Source organism: Cupriavidus oxalaticus (assembly GCF_004768545.1).
Lineage (GTDB): Bacteria > Pseudomonadota > Gammaproteobacteria > Burkholderiales > Burkholderiaceae > Cupriavidus > Cupriavidus oxalaticus_A.
This window is the reverse complement of the sequence record NZ_CP038634.1, coordinates 1,743,884-1,761,474: the sequence shown is the minus strand read 5'-3', so window position 1 is coordinate 1,761,474 and position 17,591 is coordinate 1,743,884. Positions and strand designations below refer to the sequence as shown.

Here is a 17,591-nt window from a genome sequence, read left to right as displayed (position 1 = left end):
CGCGGGCGCCCGCTACAGTGGCACGTCCCAACGCTGCGACCAGTCCGATTCTTCGCGCACGATATCGCGCAGCATGCGCACGGCCTCCTGCGTCATGCCGGCTGGCGTCCTGGCGCAAACAAGGAAGACCGGATACGAGAATTCCGATGCGCTGTCGACTCGCACCAGCGCGCCGTTGTCGAGGTAGCTCTGCACGACCCGCGTACGGAAATACCCGCTGCCGCCGAACTGGAGGATGTACTGCAAAGCCAGTGGCCCGAGGTTGAAATACAGCGACGCGCGCGCATGCTGGGGCAGGACGCTGTCATGCTGGCGCCGGAATTCCGGCCCCCAGTCAACGTAGACATAGGGGCCGTCGCGCTGGGCCGAGCGGATCAGGATCAGCTTTTCCTCCATCAGCGCCTCGACATGCATGCCGGGCGCGTACTCCGGCTGGTAGACCAGCGCCGCATCGAGCGTGCCCGACTGCAGCTTGTACTGCAGCGCCTCGCCCTCCCCCACTTCAGCGCGCACCGCCAGCGCCGGCATCTGCTGGCGCATGCGCGTGGCCCACAGCAGCGCCAGCGGATTGCCCAGGCTGATCTCGGCGCCAAAGCGGAACAGGTTTGCCAGCCCAGCCGGCAGTGGCAACTCGCGGCAAGCCGCCTCCCAGGTCTGCACCAGCTGGCTGGCATAGCCCAGGAAACGCTGGCCGTCGGCGGTGAGGCGCGCGCCGGCCTTGTTGCGCTCGAACAGCCGGCAGTTCAGCTGTGACTCCAGGCTCTTGATCCGGGCCGTTACCGCGGTTTGCGTGACGTGCAGCTTGTCGGCCGCCGCCAGCAGGCTGCCGGTGCGCACGACTTGCAGGAAGGTGCGGGCGAGTTCGATGTCCATGGTCGGAGCTGCGTTGGGCCGGTGTGACGGATTGTAAGCAGATCCCAACCGAGAATCGGAAATCTCACACTGACTCCCTTGCATCCCGCTCAACGAACCCGCGGCTTTGCCGAAACCGGTCGCATCGCCGCGCCGGCATCTCCCGCACTCGGCCCACGCACCTCGCGCGGCTGCCGCAGCGGCGCGATGCCTTCCGGTTCCCGCCACGCCACGCCATTGTCATAGCCGGTGGACACGGCCTCGAGGTAGCCGGGGGCGAATTTCTGTTCAGGGGTGACAGCCGCTGCCGCGGGAGCGGCGGGCTGCGGGGCTTCGGCCTGTGCGCAGGCGACGCTGTTCAGGCACAGCCCCAGCACACGCAGCAGCACGACGGCGCGGCGGGTGCGGTGCAGCAGTTTCTTTTGCGGGCGCGATGCGGCCTGCCCGCGCTGGCAGGGGGATTGGGGGTTCATCGGTGTTCTCCGGGGAAGCCATTGCTGGCGGGTGGGACAACGAGCATCGGCGCCGCGCTCGCTGTCCATTCCGCAATGACCGTGCCACCACCACTACGCCGCCTGCGGCGCGGTGCAGGGCACTTTCCGGGCTGTTCCGCTGATCATTCGTTGGCACCGGGCCGACGACCAGCGAAAAGCTGTCGGTATCCGTCCAACACCGCATGAAGCTCAGGGCAGGTACCCCAGCAGCCGCCACCAGAGGTAATCCAGCGGCAGCAACGCCACCACCGTGATGGCCGCCAATGCCAGGCACAGCCGCGTGCCATGGCGTAGCCCGACGCCGCCCAGCTGCATCGCGATCACGATCGGCGGCGACTGGTAGGGGAAGAACACCGTGGAGAACACCGGCACCTGCAGCATCAGTACCGTCTCCAGCGGCAAGCCGGTGGCGCTGGCAAATTCCCGCGCCAGCGGAGACAACACCGCCGGCAGGCTCGGCAGCGTGGTCATCAGGCCCATGCTGGCGCCCACGGCGCCGAGCGCGCCGACGTTCGCCACCGTGTGCCCCGGCGTCAGCTGCAGCCAGTTCAGCAGCGCGTGGCTGACGGCAGTGCCCAGGCCGGTCGACTCCACCACCGCGCCAAGTCCGAGGAAGCCCGCCACATAGAGCAGCGGCACCAGGTGAACCTGCTCGGCCAGCGCCCTGGACGAGACCAGCCCCACGCCCGGCAGCAGGCAGACGATGCTTGCGGCCAGCGCGATCCAGGCCGGCGAGATGCCATGCAGCGCGTCGGTGGCGAATCCCACCACGGCGATCGCCAGGATGACCGCCAGCAGCCGCTCCTGCCGGCCCATCGGCGCGCGCGCTGCCGCCGGCGCCGCGGCCAGCGGTGCGTCGTGCGGAAACAGCCGGCACACCAGCCAGACCAGCACCACGGTCTTGAGCAGCCCGAGGATCGGGAAGTGCAGCAGCAGGTAGCCGCCGTAGCTGAGGTTGATGCCGTACAGCGAGCTGGCCGCGCCCAGCAGCACGCTGTTGGGGATATTGGCGGGCAGGATGGTGGTCGGCGGCATATAGCTGGCCGCAGCCACCGTCAGCACCAGACCGATACGGCCGTTGGAGCCGGGGGCCAGGCCCACGCGGTCCGCCAGCGCCAGCACGATCGGGATCAGCAGCAGCACGCGGCCGGTGGTGGACGGCATCAGGAACGCGAGGCCCACGGCGCTGGCCGCGACCAGCGCGACCAGTTGCGGATACCCGTGCACCCGGCGCTGGAAGATGGCGTCGGCCAGCCGCAGCGCCAGCCCGCTGTTGCGCAGCGCCACGCCGGTGACGGCGCCGCCGAACATCAGCCACCACGCGGGCGACGCAAAGCCGCTGAACACCACCTTGGGCGGCGCAATCTGGAATACGACCGCGCACAGGAAGAACAGCAGCGTGGCGGTGGGCTCGGGCAAGGCGCCGAGCGCCCAGCAGCACACCGTGGACAACACCAGCGCCGCGGCCCAGACCAGCGCCGGCGGCGCGTCGATGGCGTGGCCGGCGCTCAACACCAGCGCAATGCACACGCCGATGGCAAAGGCGGCCCTGGCGGATTGCCGCAGGCCGGGGTCGGAAATGGTGTCCCGCACCGGCGCGGTGGCGGCCAGCGTGGCATCCGGGCCGCTCAGGCCGAAACGCGCCGCGGCGCGGCGTACGAATGGAGGCATGGAAGAACATCTCGTCTATGGCGCCGGTCCCATGCCGCGCGCGATTTCGGCGGGCCGGTGCCTGTTCGGCAATTGGCCGGTCACCTTTCCGGTCGCGGCCGCTCGATGCATCGTAGGCCGACCGCGATTGGCGGAGTTACACTAATCAGGCAATTTCTTACGATTTCATGCCACACGACGTCGCCCCCGCCCCTGCCCTGCCTGCCGCCTCGCCGCCCGCCCCGGCCCGCCGCCGCCCGGTCTACTCGCCGGTGCCGCGCGCACGTCCCAGCGCCGCCGACCCGGTGATCGCACACCTGCGCCGGCCGCCTCCCAACGCGGTGATCCACCCGCACCGCCATCCGTGGGGCCAGCTGTCGTTCCCGATCAGCGGCAGCCTGCGCATCACCGCCGGCGGCACCACATGGCTGGTGCCAGCGATGCGCGCAGTCTGGATCCCGCCCGACGTGGAGCACAACGTGGTGGTGCTGGGCACGGTGCGCTTTTACGCCTGCTATATCGCGCCGCAGGCCTGCGCGCTGTCGGCCGATTCATGCGCGGTGCTGGAGGTGTCGCCTCTGTTGCGCGAGCTGATGGAGGCCCTGGCCCACGACGACACGCTCGGCGAGCGCCGCCGCCAGCTCTGCGCCAGCCTGCTGGTGGAGGAACTGGCGGCCGCGCCCACGCTGTCATTGGGGCTGGCGCTGCCGTCGGACCGGCGGCTGCAGGCGCTGTGCCACGCGCTGATGGAAGATCCCGGCTCCAGCCTGACGTTGTCCGAATGGGCGGCCCGCACCGGCGCCAGCGAGCGGACGCTGGCGCGGCTGTTCGAAAGCGAGCTGAAGACCAGCTTCGGCAGCTGGCGCCAGCAGTTGCGGCTGGCCCATGCGATCGACCTGATGAGCCGCGGCCGGCCGCTGGCGCATGTGGCCGCGGAAACCGGCTACGCCCACGCGGGCGCGTTTTCGACCATGTTCCGCCGCGCGCTCGGGCAAACCCCGCGCGACTTCATGGCGCGCCGGCGCCGCGTGCTGGCTTGAGGTGACGCACGGGAGGTGACGCGGGTGGGTAACGTACAGCGGCGCCGGGTCAGGGCTTCACCGCGGCGGCCAGCACCGCCGGCATCGGCACCTCGAAGCCGCTGCCGCGCATATAGCCGGCCACCGTACCGCGCAGCACGGCCCGGATCTCGTCGCGCGCCCGCGGGGTCTGCGCGCGCAGCGTGGCGGCCGCGCGCACGGTGCCTTGCGCAAGCGCATCGAACAGCTGGTCCGGCGTGGAAAAGCGCCATACCTGGTGCACGTGCCGGCACGACGGGGCAACGAAGCCGGCCTGCTGCAAGGCGCTGCGGCACTCGTTGGGATCGCTGAAGAGAAAGAAATTGGGCCCCGCCGGCAGGTCGACCTCCATCGAGCCATAGGCACGGATGGCGGCATAGACCGCGCCGAAGCCCACCGCGCGTTCGGGGGCATCCCACACCGTGAAGGCTATGCGACCGCCTGGGCGCAGCACGCGGAAGGCTTCGCGCAGCGCGGCATCGGGATCGGACAGGTGGCACATGCCGAAGCCGTTGACCACGACATCGAAGCTGGCGTCGCCGAAGGGCAGCGCCTGCGCGTCGGCCTGCTGGTAGTCGATGTGGGGATACAGCTTGCGCGCCAGCTCCACCTGCGCCAGCGAGAAGTCGATGCCGATGGCCTCGGCGCCGCGCCGTGCCGCCGCCGCGGCGATATGGCCCGAGCCGCTGGCGACATCGAGCACACGCTGCCCGCTGGCGGCGCGCGCGTCGTCCAGCAGCGCCTCGATCGATTGCCGGGTCACGTGCGACAGGTGCTCCTGGTAGCGGCTGACGACTTCGGGGTCCTCCCAGCCAGCCAGCTCAAAGGCGCGAAACGAATCTCCGGTGTGATCCATGCCCCCCTCCCAGGCGTCGGTGTCCAGGCTGCGGTTTGCGCGGGGACGAAGCAGGCACGATTGATGCCCCGCGGCCCCCTCCAAGCGAAGTATAGTCAGCGTGGCGCCGGCGCAATGGCCTGGAAATGGTCAGCAGATGGCCAGGCGATGGCCCCGCTCACACGCAGCGCAGCGTGGCAGCGCCGGGGCAGTCCGGCATGGGCCTGGCCGCTATTTCGCCCCGCTCACACGCCAGATGACATTGCCGACGTCGTCCGCCACCAGCAGCCCGCCGCGCTTGTCGATCGCCACGCCCACGGGCCGGCCGCGCGCATTGCCCTCGCCGTCGACAAAACCGGTCAGCACGTCGAAGGGCGCGCCGTTCGGACGGCCTTTGCTGAACGGCACGAAGATGACCTTGTACCCCGCCAGCGGCCGCCGGTTCCAGGACCCATGCTGGCCCACGAACATGCCCTCGCTGAAGCGCGCCGGCAGGCTGTTGCCGGTGGCGGCCGCGAGCCCCAGCGGCGCGGTATGCGCGCCGACCGCGTAGTCGGGCACGATCGCCCTGGCCACCAGGTCGGGCGCCGGGGGCTTGACGCGCTTGTCGACGTGCTGGCCGAAGTAGCTGTATGGCCAGCCATAGAAGCCGCCGTCGCGCACGGTGGTGATGTAGTCGGGCACCAGGTCGCTGCCGAGCTCGTCGCGCTCGTTGACCGCGGTCCACAGCGCGCCGGTGACCGGCTCCCACGCCATGCCGTTGGGATTGCGCAGGCCGCTGGCAAAAATGCGGTGCGAGCCGTTCCTGGGATCGACCTCCCAGATAGCGGCGCGGCCCGCTTCCTTGTCCATGCCGTTCTCGGCCACGTTGCTGTTAGAGCCCACTGTCACGTAGAGCTTGCGGCCGTCGCGGCTGGCGATGATGTTCTTGGTCCAGTGGTGATTGAGCGGCCCGCCGGGCAGGTCGACCACCTTCTGCGGCGCCGCGGCGATCTCGGTCTGGCCGGGCTGGTACGGGAAGCGCAGCACCGCGTCGGTGGCAGCCACGTAGAAATCGTTGCCGACCAGCACCATGCCGAACGGCGAGTTGATGTTTTTCAGGAATATCGACCGCTGGTCGGCGACACCGTCGCCGTTGCTGTCGCGCAGCAGCGTGATGCGGTTGGCGCTGGGCGTGCCGGCGCCGGCGCGCTTCATCACCTTCTTCATGATCCAGCCCTTGATGCCCTTGCCGTCGTCGGGCTTGGGCGGGGCATTGCTCTCGGCCACCAGCACATCGCCGTTGGGCAGCACGTAGACCCAGCGCGGATGATCGAGCTTGTCGGCGAAGGCGGTCACCGCCATGCCCTCGGCCGCCACCGGGCGCTGCCCTTCGCCCCAGCCGACGGCGGGCGCGATCTTGACGGTGGGGATGGCGGTCTCGTTCGGCGGCGGCAGCTGCGGCGTGGGTCCGAAGCCGGCCTCGGAAGGCAGCTTGGCCGATTCGCCGCACGCGCCCAGCGTCGCGGCGGCGCCCGCCAGCAGCACTGCGCCACACAAGCGGGAAGAAGGCGGGAAGGGCTCGGGCAGCGGCATGGTGCGGACTCCTCGGGCGAGGCAGGATGCGCCCGCTACTCGACTATAGGATGCGTGCCGCCGTCCCCTCTGTAGGCCCCTGGGAAGGCCCGGTGTAGGACAACGCCCACGCCGGCCCACCGCATGCCGGCACTCAGCCGCGATGCGGCGTATCCAGCCCCTTCACCACCGCCGGGCGCTGCACGAACGCCTCCAGCACGCGCCGCACGTTGGCAAAATCCTTGAAGCCGACCAGGTCGCCTGCCTCGTAGAAGCCGACCAGGTTGCGCACCCACGGGAAGGTGGCGATGTCTGCAATGGTGTACTCGTCGCCCATGATCCACGCGCGCCCGGCCAGGCGCTGCTCGAGCACGTTGAGCAGGCGCCGGCTTTCCGCCACGTAGCGGTCGCGCGGGCGCTTGTCTTCATAGGCCTTGCCGGCAAACTTGTGGAAGAAGCCGACCTGCCCGAACATCGGGCCGATGCCGCCCATCTGGAACATCAGCCACTGGATGGTCTCGTAGCGCCGTGCCGGATCGGCCGGAATCAGCTTGCCCGACTTGTCGGCCAGGTACAGCAGGATCGCGCCCGATTCGAACAGCGGCAGCGGCTTGCCGCCCGGGCCATTGGGATCGAGAATCGCGGGGATCTTGTTGTTGGGGTTGAGCGACAGGAATTCCGGCGAGAGCTGGTCGTCGGTGTCGAAGCGCACCAGGTGCGGCTCGTACGGCAGGCCCGTCTCTTCCAGCATGATCGATGCCTTGACGCCGTTGGGCGTCGGCAGCGAATAGAGCTGGATGCGCTCGGGATGCTGCGCCGGCCATTTGCGGGTGATGGGGAAGGCGGACAGATCGGACACGTGGGCTCCGGTGGTGGCATGGTGCCAGACGCGCGGCCGGCACCGGATGGCTGAAAGCCCGGATGATAGCCCGGCGCGGCAAACCATGCCGGGAGGCTGGCCAATATGCAAAACCCCGCATCTCTCGCGAGATGCGGGGTTTTGTTTTTGCCGTGTGGGGCGCTGTTGTGCGGCGGCGCCCCGCCGCCCTTACCAGCTCAGTGCGACGCTCAGACCGTCACGCCGTCAGCCACTTCCTTGAAGTCCTCGATCTGGTCGAAGTTCATGTACTTGTAGATCTTGTCGCCATTCTGGTTGATGACGCCAATATCGGCCATGTACTCGTCCTTGGTCGGGATGCGGCCCAGGCGCGAGCAGATCGCTGCCAGTTCGGCGGAACCCAGGTACACGTTGGTGTTCTTGCCCAGGCGGTTCGGGAAGTTGCGGGTCGAGGTCGACATCACCGTCGCGCCTTCGCGCACCTGTGCCTGGTTGCCCATGCACAGCGAGCAGCCCGGCATTTCGGTGCGGGCACCGGCGGTGCCGAACACGCCGTAGTGGCCTTCCTCGGTCAGCTGCTTCTGGTCCATCTTGGTCGGCGGCGCCACCCACAGCTTGACCGGGATGTCGCGCTTGCCTTCGAGCAGCTTGGAAGCCGCGCGGAAGTGGCCGATGTTGGTCATGCACGAACCGATGAAGACTTCGTCGATCTTGGCGCCGGCCACGTCCGACAGGGTCTTGACGTCGTCCGGGTCGTTCGGGCAGGCCACGATCGGCTCGTGCACGTCGGCCAGGTCGATCTCGATCACGGCGGCGTACTCGGCGTCGGCGTCCGGCTCCAGCAGCTTCGGATCGGCCAGCCACGCTTCCATGGCCTTGATACGGCGCTGCAGGCTGCGCGGGTCCTGGTAGCCCTGGGCGATCATCCACTTCAGCAGCGTGATGTTGCTGTTGATGTATTCGATGATCGGGTCCTTGTTCAGGCGCACCGTGCAACCGGCGGCCGAGCGTTCTGCCGAGGCGTCCGACAGTTCAAACGCTTGCTCGACCTTCAGGTCGGGCAGGCCTTCGATTTCCAGGATGCGGCCCGAGAAGATGTTCTTCTTGCCTTGCTTGGCCACGGTCAGCAGGCCTTGCTTGATCGCATACAGCGGGATCGCGTTGACCAGGTCGCGCAGGGTCACGCCCGGCTGCATCTGGCCCTTGAAGCGGACCAGCACCGATTCCGGCATGTCCAGCGGCATCACGCCGGTGGCGGCGGCAAAGGCCACCAGGCCCGAACCGGCCGGGAAGCTGATGCCGATCGGGAAGCGGGTGTGCGAGTCGCCGCCGGTGCCGACGGTATCCGGCAGCAGCATGCGGTTCAGCCACGAGTGGATCACGCCGTCGCCCGGGCGCAGCGAGATGCCGCCGCGGGTGCTGATGAACTCGGGCAGGGTGTGGTGGGTCTTGACGTCGACCGGCTTCGGATAGGCGGCGGTATGGCAGAACGACTGCATCACCAGGTCGGCCGAGAAGCCCAGGCAGGCCAGGTCCTTCAGCTCGTCGCGGGTCATCGGGCCGGTGGTGTCCTGCGAGCCCACCGAGGTCATCTTCGGTTCGCAGTATGTGCCCGGGCGGATGCCCTTGCCTTCGGCCAGGCCGCAGGCACGGCCGACCATCTTCTGCGCCAGCGTGAAGCCCTTGCCGGTATCGGCCGGGTTTTGCGGCAGGCGGAACAGCGTCGACGGGGCCAGGCCCAGCGCTTCACGCGCCTTGGCGGTCAGGCCGCGGCCGACGATCAGGGGGATACGGCCGCCGGCACGGACTTCGTCGAACAGCACGTCCGACTTGACCTTGAACTCGGCGATCACTGCGCCGTCCTTCAGGGCCTTGCCTTCGTACGGGCGCAGTTCGACCACATCGCCCATTTCCATCTTCGACACGTCCAGCTCGATCGGCAGTGCGCCGGCGTCTTCCATGGTGTTGTAGAAGATCGGGGCGATCTTGTTGCCCAGGCACACGCCGCCGAAGCGCTTGTTCGGGATGAACGGGATGTCTTCGCCGGTGAACCACAGCACCGAGTTGGTGGCGGACTTGCGGCTGGAGCCGGTACCGACCACGTCGCCCACGTAGGCAACCAGGTGGCCCTTTTCCTTCAGCGATTCGATGAACTTGACCGGGCCGCGCTTGCCGTCTTCTTCCGGCTGGAACGCCGCGCCTTCGCGCTTGTTCTTCAGCATGGCCAGCGCGTGCATCGGGATGTCCGGGCGGGTGGTGGCGTCCGGGGCCGGCGACAGGTCGTCGGTGTTCGTTTCGCCCGGCACCTTGAACACGGTGATGGTCAGGCTTTGCGGGACTTCCGGACGGCTGGTGAACCATTCGGCGTCGGCCCAGCTTTGCAGCACTACCTTGGCGTTGGCGTTGCCCTTGTCGGCCTTCTCCTTCACGTCGTGGAAGGCGTCGAACATCAGCAGGGTCTTCTTCAGCGCGTCGGCAGCCACGGTACCGACTTCAGCGTCGTCCAGCAGCTCGATCAGCGGCGAGATGTTGTAGCCGCCCAGCATGGTGCCGAGCAGCTCGGTAGCCTTGGCGCGGGAGATCAGCGCGCACTTTTCCTTGCCCAGGGCAACGGCGGCCAGGTACGAGGCCTTGACCTTGGCGGCGTCGTCCACGCCGGCGGGAACGCGGTTGCTGATCAGGTCGACCAGGTTCTGCTCTTCGCCTGCGGGCGGGTTCTTCAGCAGTTCGATCAGCTCGGCCGTCTGCTTGGCGGTCAGGGGCAGAGGAGGGATACCAAGCGCGGCGCGCTCGGCCACATGTGCGCGATAGTTTTCAAGCATGGGAACCTGCTGAGTAATTAGGTTTTGAAAAACTTCCTTTGACGTTCGCGATTGTAGTCGGTGTGGGGGCTTCGGTCAAATGTCTTATATCTTATATAAGAGTTGGGTTTTGAAAATCCTTATTAATCAATGGGGTTCTGGATAGAAGAGTTGGTGGGTTGCAGGGGGACTACTTGAGTAGGGGAGTCGGGAATGGTGGCTTTGTCTTGGATATGTGGCTTTGGCATGGCATTTGATGGGTTCGTGCGCCTTCGGCTTGGTATCTAGTGGTGATGGATGCGCCCTGTTCCGCCCTCCCGGGCAGGTCACTTTTTGGCCGAGCGCCAAAAAGCCACCAAAAAACGCGTTTACGGCCGTGCGGGCGGCCACTCTTATCGTAGTGTGCCCGGGCTTTCGTACGGGGCTTTGCTTCGTTGCAGGGCCTCGCAGGGGTCGGCTTGAGCGAATTGGTTGGGCTTCACTCCGTGGCGGCTCCGGCCCTCTCCCCCGCCCGCAAGCGGGAGAGGGGAGAAAACGGTGGCCGCCCGCAGGGCCGTTACGCGCTTTTGGTTACTTTTGCCGCTCGGGCAAAAGTGACTCGCCCCTTTAGGGGCGAAACCGGGGCATATCAAATCCCGCCAGATGCCAGCCGCCAGGCAAAACAAAAACACAAAAACAACCACATCCCACCCCCACCACCCCCAAACTCAAGTTCCCGCCCCACCACTCGTTAACCCCCCTGCAGGCGCGCACCACAAAGCGCCCGCTAGCGTAGCCATGCCTGCTCCCTTTCCGCTCAAACGGCCAAGCTGAAAGGGTTTCCCCCTTTTTTTCGGCCCTTTGCTGGCCTGCGATTCCGGAAGAATGGCAGGCATTCCGACACAGGCTTCTCATGGCGAACACGGCTTCCCCTTCCCAGACTGGCAGCAACACAGGCAAGCGCGGCCGGCTGCTGCTGATCGGCGGCGGCGTGCTTGTCGTGGCACTGGGTGCCGGAGGCTTTGTGCTGGGCAGCGTGCTGAGCAACCGCCTGCCGGCGGCGCCCGCCGCGCCCGCCGCCCCGGTCATTCCGCCACCGATCTTCGTGCCGCTGGATGCGTTCACCGTCAACCTGAAGAGCGAGGACGGCGACCGCTTCCTGCATACCGGCCTGTCGCTGAAGGTGGCGGATGCCGAGACGCAGGCGCGCCTGGCGCAGTACCTGCCCGAGGCACGCAGCCGCATCCTGCTGCTGTTGTCGGCACGCCAGCCCGCGGATCTGGCCACGGTCGAAGGCAAGCGCAAGCTGGCCGACGACATCCGCACCACCATCGCCCAGCCCTTCGCCACCGGCCTGCCGGCCCAGCGCGTGCTGGATGTGTTGTTCACCTCTTTCGTGGTGCAGTAAGCGCCCGCTTGCGCCCTGCCCCGCCCGCAAACCGATATGAAACCGTCCGCCGCCACAAAGGCCCGCCCTGCACACGCATGCCGCCGGGCACGGTGATGCGCGCCTGGCCATGCCGCAACGGTTTCATCCATAACGACGCCGCATAAAGCCGCACAAGGGGCAGGACACCAGATGGCCTACGACAAGTTCCTCTCGCAAGACGAGGTCGACGAGCTGCTCAAGGGCGTATCCGGCGAGGCCGATACGCCCAAGGCCAGCGAGCCGGCGCTGGACGACAGCGGGGTGCGCCCGTACAACCTGGCGACGCAGGAACGCATCATCCGCGGCCGCCTGCATACGCTGGAAATCATCAACGAGCGCTTTGCGCGTTCGCTGCGCTCGGCACTGTTCAATTTCATCCGCCGCGGCGCGGATATTTCGGTCGGCAGCATCAGGATCGAGAAGTTCGGCGATTTCGCCCGCAACCTGCCGATGCCGACCAACCTGAACCTGGTCCACCTGAAGCCGCTGCGCGGCACGGCGCTGTTCGTCTACGACCCGAACCTGGTGTTCCTGGTGGTGGACAACCTGTTCGGCGGCGACGGCCGCTTCCACACCCGCGTGGAAGGGCGCGACTTCACCCAGACCGAGCAGCGCATCATCCAGCGCATGCTGGAGCTGACGCTGGCCAGCTACGGCAGCGCCTGGCGCACCGTGCATCCGATCGAGACCGAGTACATCCGCTCGGAGATGCACACCAAGTTTGCCAATGTCGCCACGCAGAACGAAGCCGTGGTGACCACCGCCTTCCATATCGAACTGGGCGCAGTCGGCGGGCAGCTCCACGTGTGCCTGCCGTACGCGATGATCGAGCCGCTCAAGGACCTGCTGATGAATCCGCTGCAGGACGAGAAGGAAGTCGACAAGGGCTGGGTCAACCAGCTGTCAAGGCAGCTGCGCGCGGCCGAAGTGGAACTGGTCGCCGAGTTCGCGCACCTGCAAAGCACGGTGGCCGAAGTGCTGGCGCTGCGCGCCGGCGACGTGCTGCCGATCGAGCTGCCGGAGAAGATCTTCGGCAAGGTGGACGGCGTGCCCGTGATGCAGTGCGGCTTCGGCACCATGAACGGCCAATACGCGCTGCGGGTAGAACGAATGATCAATCACCAGGACGGCCAATCCCACCTGGACACCGAGGACACCGATTATGAGTGACGGCTTCGAGGACAAGCCGGTCGATCCGATGGACGACTGGGCCAGCGCGCTGGCGGAGCAGACCAGCGCCACAGCCGCCGGGGTGCCCGCCGCGGCCCCTTCGGCGGCCTCCGCGCCCGCGGCCACCCCGGCCGCCGCCACTGTCTTCCAGCCGCTGGCGAAGGAAACGACCAGCGGCTTCCACAACGATATCGAGATGATCCTCGATATCCCGGTGCAGCTGACGGTGGAACTGGGCCGCACCAAGGTGCCCATCAAGAACCTGTTGCAGCTGGCACAGGGCTCGGTGGTCGAACTGGACGGGCTGGCCGGCGAGCCGATGGACGTGCTGGTCAACGGCTACCTGATCGCGCAGGGCGAGGTGGTGGTGGTGAACGACAAGTTCGGCATCCGCCTGACGGACATCATCACGCCGTCCGAACGCATCCGCAAGCTGAACAAATGACCATCCGGAAGTACCCCGCGCCCGGTGCTGGCCGCCTCCGGGCCGTCGGCGCCAGTCTCGCCACGCTGATGCTGGCGCTGACCCCGGCGCTGGCACTGGCCGCCGACGACAAGCCGGCACCGGCCATCAGCGGCGCGGGCAGCCTGGCCCAGGCCGGGCTGGGGCTGTTTGCCGTGATCGCGCTGATCCTTGGCATGGCATGGCTGGCCCGGCGTGCCGGACTGGTGCGCCATGCCACCGGCGGGGTGATGAAGGTGGTCGGCAGCACCATGCTGGGCGCGCGCCAGCGGCTGGTGCTGGTGGAAGTCGGCGATACCTGGCTGGTGCTGGGCGTCAGCCCCGGCGAAATCCGCCCGCTGCACAGCATGCCGGCGCACACCGCTGGCGGTTCCTCCTCTGCCTCCGCCAACCCGCTGACCCCGGCACACGCCACCGGCATGCCGCAACCGCCGACCGGCGGCACCTTCGCCGAGAAGCTGCTGCGTTCGCTGCAATCCCAGTTCAAGTCATGAGTTCCCTGCGTGCCGAATGGCGGCGCCGCTTCCGGCCCGCGAGCCTCGCCGTGGCCGCGCGCTACCGCCCGTTGTCGATTGCCCTGGTCCTGGCGCTTGCCGCCGCCGTACTGGCATTGGCCCCAGCGCCTGCCTGGGCGCAGCAGCTGCCCGGCGTGGTCAGCAAGCCCGCCCCGGGCGGCGGCCAGATCTGGTCGCTGCCGATCCAGACGCTGGTGCTGCTGACCTCGCTGTCGTTCCTGCCGGCGGCGATGCTGATGATGACCGGCTTCACCCGCATCATCATCGTGCTGGGCCTGCTGCGCAACGCGCTGGGCACGGCCACCTCGCCGCCCAACCAGGTGCTGGTGGGGCTGTCGCTGTTCCTGACCTTTTTCGTGATGGCGCCGGTGCTGGACCGCGTCTACAACGACGCCTACAAGCCGCTATCGGAAAACAAGATCAGCCTGGAAACCGCCGCCGCCAGGGCCGCCGAGCCGCTCAAGGCCTTCATGCTGCGCCAGACCCGCGAAAAGGACCTGGCGATGTTCGCGCAGATGGCCAAGGCGCCGGAGATGCAGGGCCCGGAAGAAGTGCCGCTGAGCATCCTGGTGCCCGCCTTCGTCACCAGCGAGCTGAAGACCGCGTTCCAGATCGGCTTCACCATCTTTATCCCGTTCCTGATCATCGACCTGGTGGTTGCCAGCGTGCTGATGGCGATGGGCATGATGATGGTGCCGCCGGCAACCATCTCGCTGCCGTTCAAGCTGATGCTGTTCGTGCTGGTGGACGGCTGGCAGCTGCTGCTGGGATCGCTGGCGCAGAGCTTCATGAACTGAGGCCAGTTGCCTCGCCCTTCGCATTCCTATCCGCAGGATCCGAGCCATGACCCCGGAAACCGTAATGACCATCGCCACCCAGGCGATGAAGATGACCCTGCTGCTAGCCGCGCCGCTGCTGCTGGTGGCGCTCGCGGCCGGCCTGGTGGTGAGCCTGTTCCAGGCCGCAACGCAGATCAACGAGATGACGCTGACCTTCATCCCCAAGCTGATCGCGCTGTTTGCCACCATGGTGCTGGCCGGCCCGTGGATGATCAACACCATGGTCGACTATATGCGCGAGGTGTTCCAGAGCATTCCCGCGCTGGCGCACTGACGCGCGCTCACTCCCGCCTTCCGCCAGACTGCCGTGGTCGAGTTCACTTCAGCCCAGCTCTATGGCTGGCTCGCGGCATTCCTGTGGCCCTTCTTCCGCATCCTGGCGCTGATCGGCACCGCGCCGCTGTTCGGTGAGTCGACCATCCCGCGGCGCGCCAAGATCGCGCTGTCGGCGATGATCGCGATGGTGGTGTCGCCTACCATCGCCCAGCTGCCGGCGGCGCCGGTGTACTCCTTCGAGGGCCTGCTGATCATCCTCAACGAGGTCGGCATCGGCCTGGCCACCGGCTTTGTCATGCGGCTGGTGTTCGCCACCGTGCAGCAGGCCGGCGAAATCATCGGCCTGCAGATGGGCCTGTCGTTCGCCTCCTTCTTCGACCGCGCCGCCGGCGGCCAGACCATGGTGCTGTCGCGCTTTCTCAACATCATCGCGGTGCTGCTGTTCCTCGCGCTGGACGGCCACCTGATGATGCTGGGCGCGCTGGTCGACAGCTTCAATGGGCTGCCGATCGGGGGGACGCCGCTGTCAGCGGGCGGCGCCATGGCCGTGGCGCGCGCCGGCGGCATGGTGTTCGCTTCGGGGCTGCTGCTGGCGCTGCCGATGATCGCCGCGCTGCTGACGCTGAACCTGGCCATGGGCATCCTGAACCGTGCCTCGCCGCAGCTGTCGATCTTCGCGGTGGGCTTCCCGGTGACGCTGTCGGGCGGGTTCCTGGTGCTGATGCTGGTGATGCCGCAGATGGGCACCTTCATGCAGCACCTGATCGAGGCCGGGTTGGAATCGATCGGAACGGTGCTGGGGCAGTTCGGGCGCTAGCGCCACGGCGGCACCGCGCCTTCTTTGCGGCTGCAATTCCACTCTTTTCGGCAACAAGGTAACGCGGCGCCACGCCGATCTTCAACGCGTGCGCGCATTAATCTTAGACCTCGAATATGTCTTGACACGAGGCGGCAAGGCGCTAAGATTGCGCCATGTACTTCGATCTCTAAGATTATTGACCGCAACCCCTACCCAGGAGCCCTTACATGTACGACCTCTTTGCCACCGACAAGCTGATCGACCTCTGGCTGACCGAAGACATCGGCATCTGCGACTTGACCGTCCAGACCATGATCGAGCCCGGCGAGACCGGCACCTTCTGCATGAACGCCCGCGAGCCGATGATCATCGCCGGCATCGACGTGGCGGCACGTATCTTCGCCCGCTACGATCCCACGCTGTCTGTCGACGTGCGCGTCGCCGACGGCGACAAGGTCGCCAAAGGGGCGGTGCTGCTGAACGTGAGCGGCAATGCGCGCAGCGTGCTGACGGCCGAGCGCACCGCGCTGAACATCATGCAGCGGCTGTGCGGCATCGCCAACCTCACGGCCACCTATGCCCAGGCCATTGCGCATACCAGGGCGCGCCTGATCGACAGCCGCAAGACCACGCCAGGCCTGCGGGCGCTGGAAAAGCATGCGGTGACCTGCGGCGGCGGCCTGAACCACCGACTGAGCCTGGACAATGGCGTGATGATCAAGGACAACCACATCTCCGTGTGCGGCAGCATCGCCGCCGCCGTGGAACGCGTGCGCCGCAAGCTGCCGGTGCTGACCAAACTGGAAGTGGAATGCGACCGGCTAGAGCAGGTGCACGAGGCCCTGGCCGCCGGTGTCGACGTGATCATGCTGGACAACATGTCGGTGCCCGACATGAAAGAGGCCGTTCAGGTCGTCAATGGCCGGACCAAGGTCGAGGCCTCGGGCGGCATTCGCCTGGAAACGATCCGGGCCGTGGCGGAAACCGGCGTGGACTACATCTCGACGAGCAAGATCACGCAGTCGGCACCGGCCGTGGATATTGGACTGGACGACGCCTGACGCATCGCGCCTGTCGGGGCCCAGGCGCTCCGGCATCGGTTTCACGCCTTCTACCCAAGGCATTCCCCCTCGCCGGCATGGCCGACGGGGGCTTTTTCATTGGCGCCAGCCGACTACCGCTACAGGTCCGACAACAGCCGCCCCACCTCCTGCGTGGACGGCACCCGCCGGCCGTTCTCTGCCGACGCGATTTCGTCGGCGACCAAGCGCTTGGCGATGGTAATCAGTACGCGGCGCGTAGTCAGCACATCCTCTTCGCTCACGCCTTCCACGCTGAGTTCGTTGACCTCGGTGGCCAGCGGTTCGAGCTTGCGGCGCAACGCGCGCCCGGTCTTGCTCAGGAACACGTGCACCTTCTTCTTGTTGCCGGGAAGGTGCGTGCGTTCCACATAGCCCAGCGCTTCCAGCGCCTTCACCGCCGCAAAGGTGGTCGGCTCGGTCACGCCGGCCCGTTCGCTCAGCTCCCGCTGCGACAGACCATCATGGCGCCACAGGATACGCAGAATGGTCCAGTGGCCGTACGAAACCGAATGTTCCGCCAGGCGCAGTTGCAGCGCCCGGATATAGGCGCGCGCAGCGTCCTTTACCAGGTGGGCAAGCCGTTCTTCATCGGCTTCATCCGGCGGCGTGATTTTGACCGGAGCATCCGGCTTCCTTGTGGCCATAGTTGTGACGGGAAATGAGATGTATGCATGCGGCACCATGATGCGGTGCAAGCGACAGCGCACATGATAGCGCCTCGCGAGCTCGCGCGTCCGGCACCGCGCCCCTGGCCTCCGGTCCTCTTTATGTAGTATTCACTCCATTAGTGCACCATGCGCGCAACCGATGCATGAGGCACCGGCAGCGCGCATGCGGTGACCCGTGTTTTCCCCTACGACCATGCGAATCCCGCGTACACACTGGATTTGCGGGGGATGGTCCATTGCTTGCATTACCTTAGACATCGAACTTATCTTGACACCCGTCTAGCCGGTG

At 66.9% G+C, this 17,591-nt stretch carries 17 protein-coding genes; 9 read left to right on the top strand and 8 right to left on the bottom strand.

From position 1 onward, the window contains the following. Positions 1–12 precede the first annotated feature (12 nt). The 3 genes from E0W60_RS07905 to E0W60_RS07895 form a co-directional block, all read right to left on the bottom strand. Positions 13–873: a LysR family transcriptional regulator gene (locus E0W60_RS07905; RefSeq protein ID WP_135703567.1), complete on the bottom strand. Its 861-nt coding sequence runs from the start codon at positions 871–873 to the stop codon at positions 13–15. A gap of 89 nt (positions 874–962) precedes the next feature. Beyond that, a complete protein-coding gene (locus tag E0W60_RS07900; protein WP_135703566.1) occupies positions 963–1,325 on the bottom strand; it encodes a hypothetical protein in 363 nt (120 codons plus the stop codon). A 210-nt stretch (positions 1,326–1,535) separates the two neighbouring features. Then, positions 1,536–3,017: an SLC13 family permease gene (locus E0W60_RS07895; protein ID WP_135703565.1), complete on the bottom strand. Its 1,482-nt coding sequence runs from the start codon at positions 3,015–3,017 to the stop codon at positions 1,536–1,538. 167 nt (positions 3,018–3,184) lie between these two features. Between E0W60_RS07895 and E0W60_RS07890 the strand changes: the two genes are divergently transcribed. Next, entirely contained in the window at positions 3,185–4,036 is an 852-nt protein-coding gene (locus tag E0W60_RS07890) for an AraC family transcriptional regulator (RefSeq protein WP_135703564.1), read from the top strand. Positions 4,037–4,085: 49 nt separating this feature from the next. Here the strand turns inward: E0W60_RS07890 and E0W60_RS07885 are convergent, their stop codons facing one another. The 4 genes from E0W60_RS07885 to acnB all read right to left on the bottom strand — a co-directional run bounded on the left by E0W60_RS07885 (position 4,086) and on the right by acnB (position 10,103). Further along, entirely contained in the window at positions 4,086–4,910 is an 825-nt protein-coding gene (locus E0W60_RS07885; protein WP_135703563.1) for a class I SAM-dependent methyltransferase, read from the bottom strand. Between the two features lie 210 nt (positions 4,911–5,120). Beyond that, positions 5,121–6,464, bottom strand: coding sequence for a PQQ-dependent sugar dehydrogenase (locus E0W60_RS07880; RefSeq protein ID WP_135703562.1), 1,344 nt, complete (start codon positions 6,462–6,464; stop codon positions 5,121–5,123). A gap of 133 nt (positions 6,465–6,597) precedes the next feature. Then, on the bottom strand, positions 6,598–7,302 hold the full coding sequence (locus E0W60_RS07875; RefSeq protein ID WP_135703561.1) for a glutathione S-transferase N-terminal domain-containing protein: 705 nt from the start codon (positions 7,300–7,302) through the stop codon (positions 6,598–6,600). Between the two features lie 209 nt (positions 7,303–7,511). Next, on the bottom strand, positions 7,512–10,103 hold the full coding sequence (gene acnB / locus E0W60_RS07870) for a bifunctional aconitate hydratase 2/2-methylisocitrate dehydratase (protein ID WP_135703560.1): 2,592 nt from the start codon (positions 10,101–10,103) through the stop codon (positions 7,512–7,514). A gap of 871 nt (positions 10,104–10,974) precedes the next feature. Between acnB and fliL the strand changes: the two genes are divergently transcribed. From fliL to nadC, 8 genes are all read left to right on the top strand, one after another. Continuing rightward, positions 10,975–11,469 (top strand): flagellar basal body-associated protein FliL, encoded by a 495-nt coding sequence (gene fliL, locus E0W60_RS07865; protein WP_135703559.1) that lies wholly within the window; start codon positions 10,975–10,977, stop codon positions 11,467–11,469. A 171-nt stretch (positions 11,470–11,640) separates the two neighbouring features. Next, a complete protein-coding gene (gene fliM, locus E0W60_RS07860) occupies positions 11,641–12,660 on the top strand; it encodes a flagellar motor switch protein FliM (RefSeq protein WP_133094778.1) in 1,020 nt (339 codons plus the stop codon). Continuing rightward, the gene (gene fliN, locus E0W60_RS07855; RefSeq protein ID WP_135703558.1) at positions 12,653–13,105 is read left to right on the top strand and encodes a flagellar motor switch protein FliN; all 453 of its coding nucleotides are present in this window, start codon (positions 12,653–12,655) and stop codon (positions 13,103–13,105) included. Before fliM ends, fliN begins: the two co-directional genes overlap by 8 nt. Before the next feature lie 68 nt (positions 13,106–13,173). Then, positions 13,174–13,617, top strand: coding sequence for a flagellar biosynthetic protein FliO (gene fliO / locus E0W60_RS07850; protein ID WP_133094925.1), 444 nt, complete (start codon positions 13,174–13,176; stop codon positions 13,615–13,617). Further along, positions 13,614–14,435: a flagellar type III secretion system pore protein FliP gene (fliP, locus tag E0W60_RS07845; RefSeq protein WP_276609535.1), complete on the top strand. Its 822-nt coding sequence runs from the start codon at positions 13,614–13,616 to the stop codon at positions 14,433–14,435. Before fliO ends, fliP begins: the two co-directional genes overlap by 4 nt. Positions 14,436–14,481: 46 nt before the next feature. Beyond that, the gene (gene fliQ / locus E0W60_RS07840; RefSeq protein ID WP_029047088.1) at positions 14,482–14,751 is read left to right on the top strand and encodes a flagellar biosynthesis protein FliQ; all 270 of its coding nucleotides are present in this window, start codon (positions 14,482–14,484) and stop codon (positions 14,749–14,751) included. A gap of 33 nt (positions 14,752–14,784) precedes the next feature. Further along, the gene (fliR, locus tag E0W60_RS07835) at positions 14,785–15,570 is read left to right on the top strand and encodes a flagellar biosynthetic protein FliR (protein WP_133094776.1); all 786 of its coding nucleotides are present in this window, start codon (positions 14,785–14,787) and stop codon (positions 15,568–15,570) included. 209 nt (positions 15,571–15,779) lie between these two features. Beyond that, positions 15,780–16,613, top strand: a complete 834-nt coding sequence (gene nadC, locus E0W60_RS07830; RefSeq protein ID WP_135703557.1) for a carboxylating nicotinate-nucleotide diphosphorylase — start codon at positions 15,780–15,782, stop codon at positions 16,611–16,613. Between the two features lie 119 nt (positions 16,614–16,732). Here nadC and E0W60_RS07825 read toward each other — a convergent pair whose 3' ends face one another. Beyond that, positions 16,733–17,278, bottom strand: a complete 546-nt coding sequence (locus E0W60_RS07825; protein ID WP_133094774.1) for a MarR family winged helix-turn-helix transcriptional regulator — start codon at positions 17,276–17,278, stop codon at positions 16,733–16,735. Positions 17,279–17,591: the final 313 nt, after the last annotated feature.

Bases quoted from the DNA above. Each gene is read 5' to 3' on its own strand.
- E0W60_RS07905 (WP_135703567.1), bottom strand. From the start codon at position 873: ATGGACATCGAACTCGCCCGCACCTTCCTGCAAGTCGTGCGCACCGGC.
- E0W60_RS07900 (WP_135703566.1), bottom strand. From the start codon at position 1,325: ATGAACCCCCAATCCCCCTGCCAGCGCGGGCAGGCCGCATCGCGCCCG.
- E0W60_RS07895 (WP_135703565.1), bottom strand. From the start codon at position 3,017: ATGCCTCCATTCGTACGCCGCGCCGCGGCGCGTTTCGGCCTGAGCGGC.
- E0W60_RS07890 (WP_135703564.1), top strand. From the start codon at position 3,185: ATGCCACACGACGTCGCCCCCGCCCCTGCCCTGCCTGCCGCCTCGCCG.
- E0W60_RS07885 (WP_135703563.1), bottom strand. From the start codon at position 4,910: ATGGATCACACCGGAGATTCGTTTCGCGCCTTTGAGCTGGCTGGCTGG.
- E0W60_RS07880 (WP_135703562.1), bottom strand. From the start codon at position 6,464: ATGCCGCTGCCCGAGCCCTTCCCGCCTTCTTCCCGCTTGTGTGGCGCA.
- acnB (WP_135703560.1), bottom strand. From the start codon at position 10,103: ATGCTTGAAAACTATCGCGCACATGTGGCCGAGCGCGCCGCGCTTGGT.
- fliL (WP_135703559.1), top strand. From the start codon at position 10,975: ATGGCGAACACGGCTTCCCCTTCCCAGACTGGCAGCAACACAGGCAAG.
- fliM (WP_133094778.1), top strand. From the start codon at position 11,641: ATGGCCTACGACAAGTTCCTCTCGCAAGACGAGGTCGACGAGCTGCTC.
- fliN (WP_135703558.1), top strand. From the start codon at position 12,653: ATGAGTGACGGCTTCGAGGACAAGCCGGTCGATCCGATGGACGACTGG.
- fliO (WP_133094925.1), top strand. From the start codon at position 13,174: ATGCTGGCGCTGACCCCGGCGCTGGCACTGGCCGCCGACGACAAGCCG.
- fliP (WP_276609535.1), top strand. From the start codon at position 13,614: ATGAGTTCCCTGCGTGCCGAATGGCGGCGCCGCTTCCGGCCCGCGAGC.
- fliQ (WP_029047088.1), top strand. From the start codon at position 14,482: ATGACCCCGGAAACCGTAATGACCATCGCCACCCAGGCGATGAAGATG.
- nadC (WP_135703557.1), top strand. From the start codon at position 15,780: ATGTACGACCTCTTTGCCACCGACAAGCTGATCGACCTCTGGCTGACC.
- E0W60_RS07825 (WP_133094774.1), bottom strand. From the start codon at position 17,278: ATGGCCACAAGGAAGCCGGATGCTCCGGTCAAAATCACGCCGCCGGAT.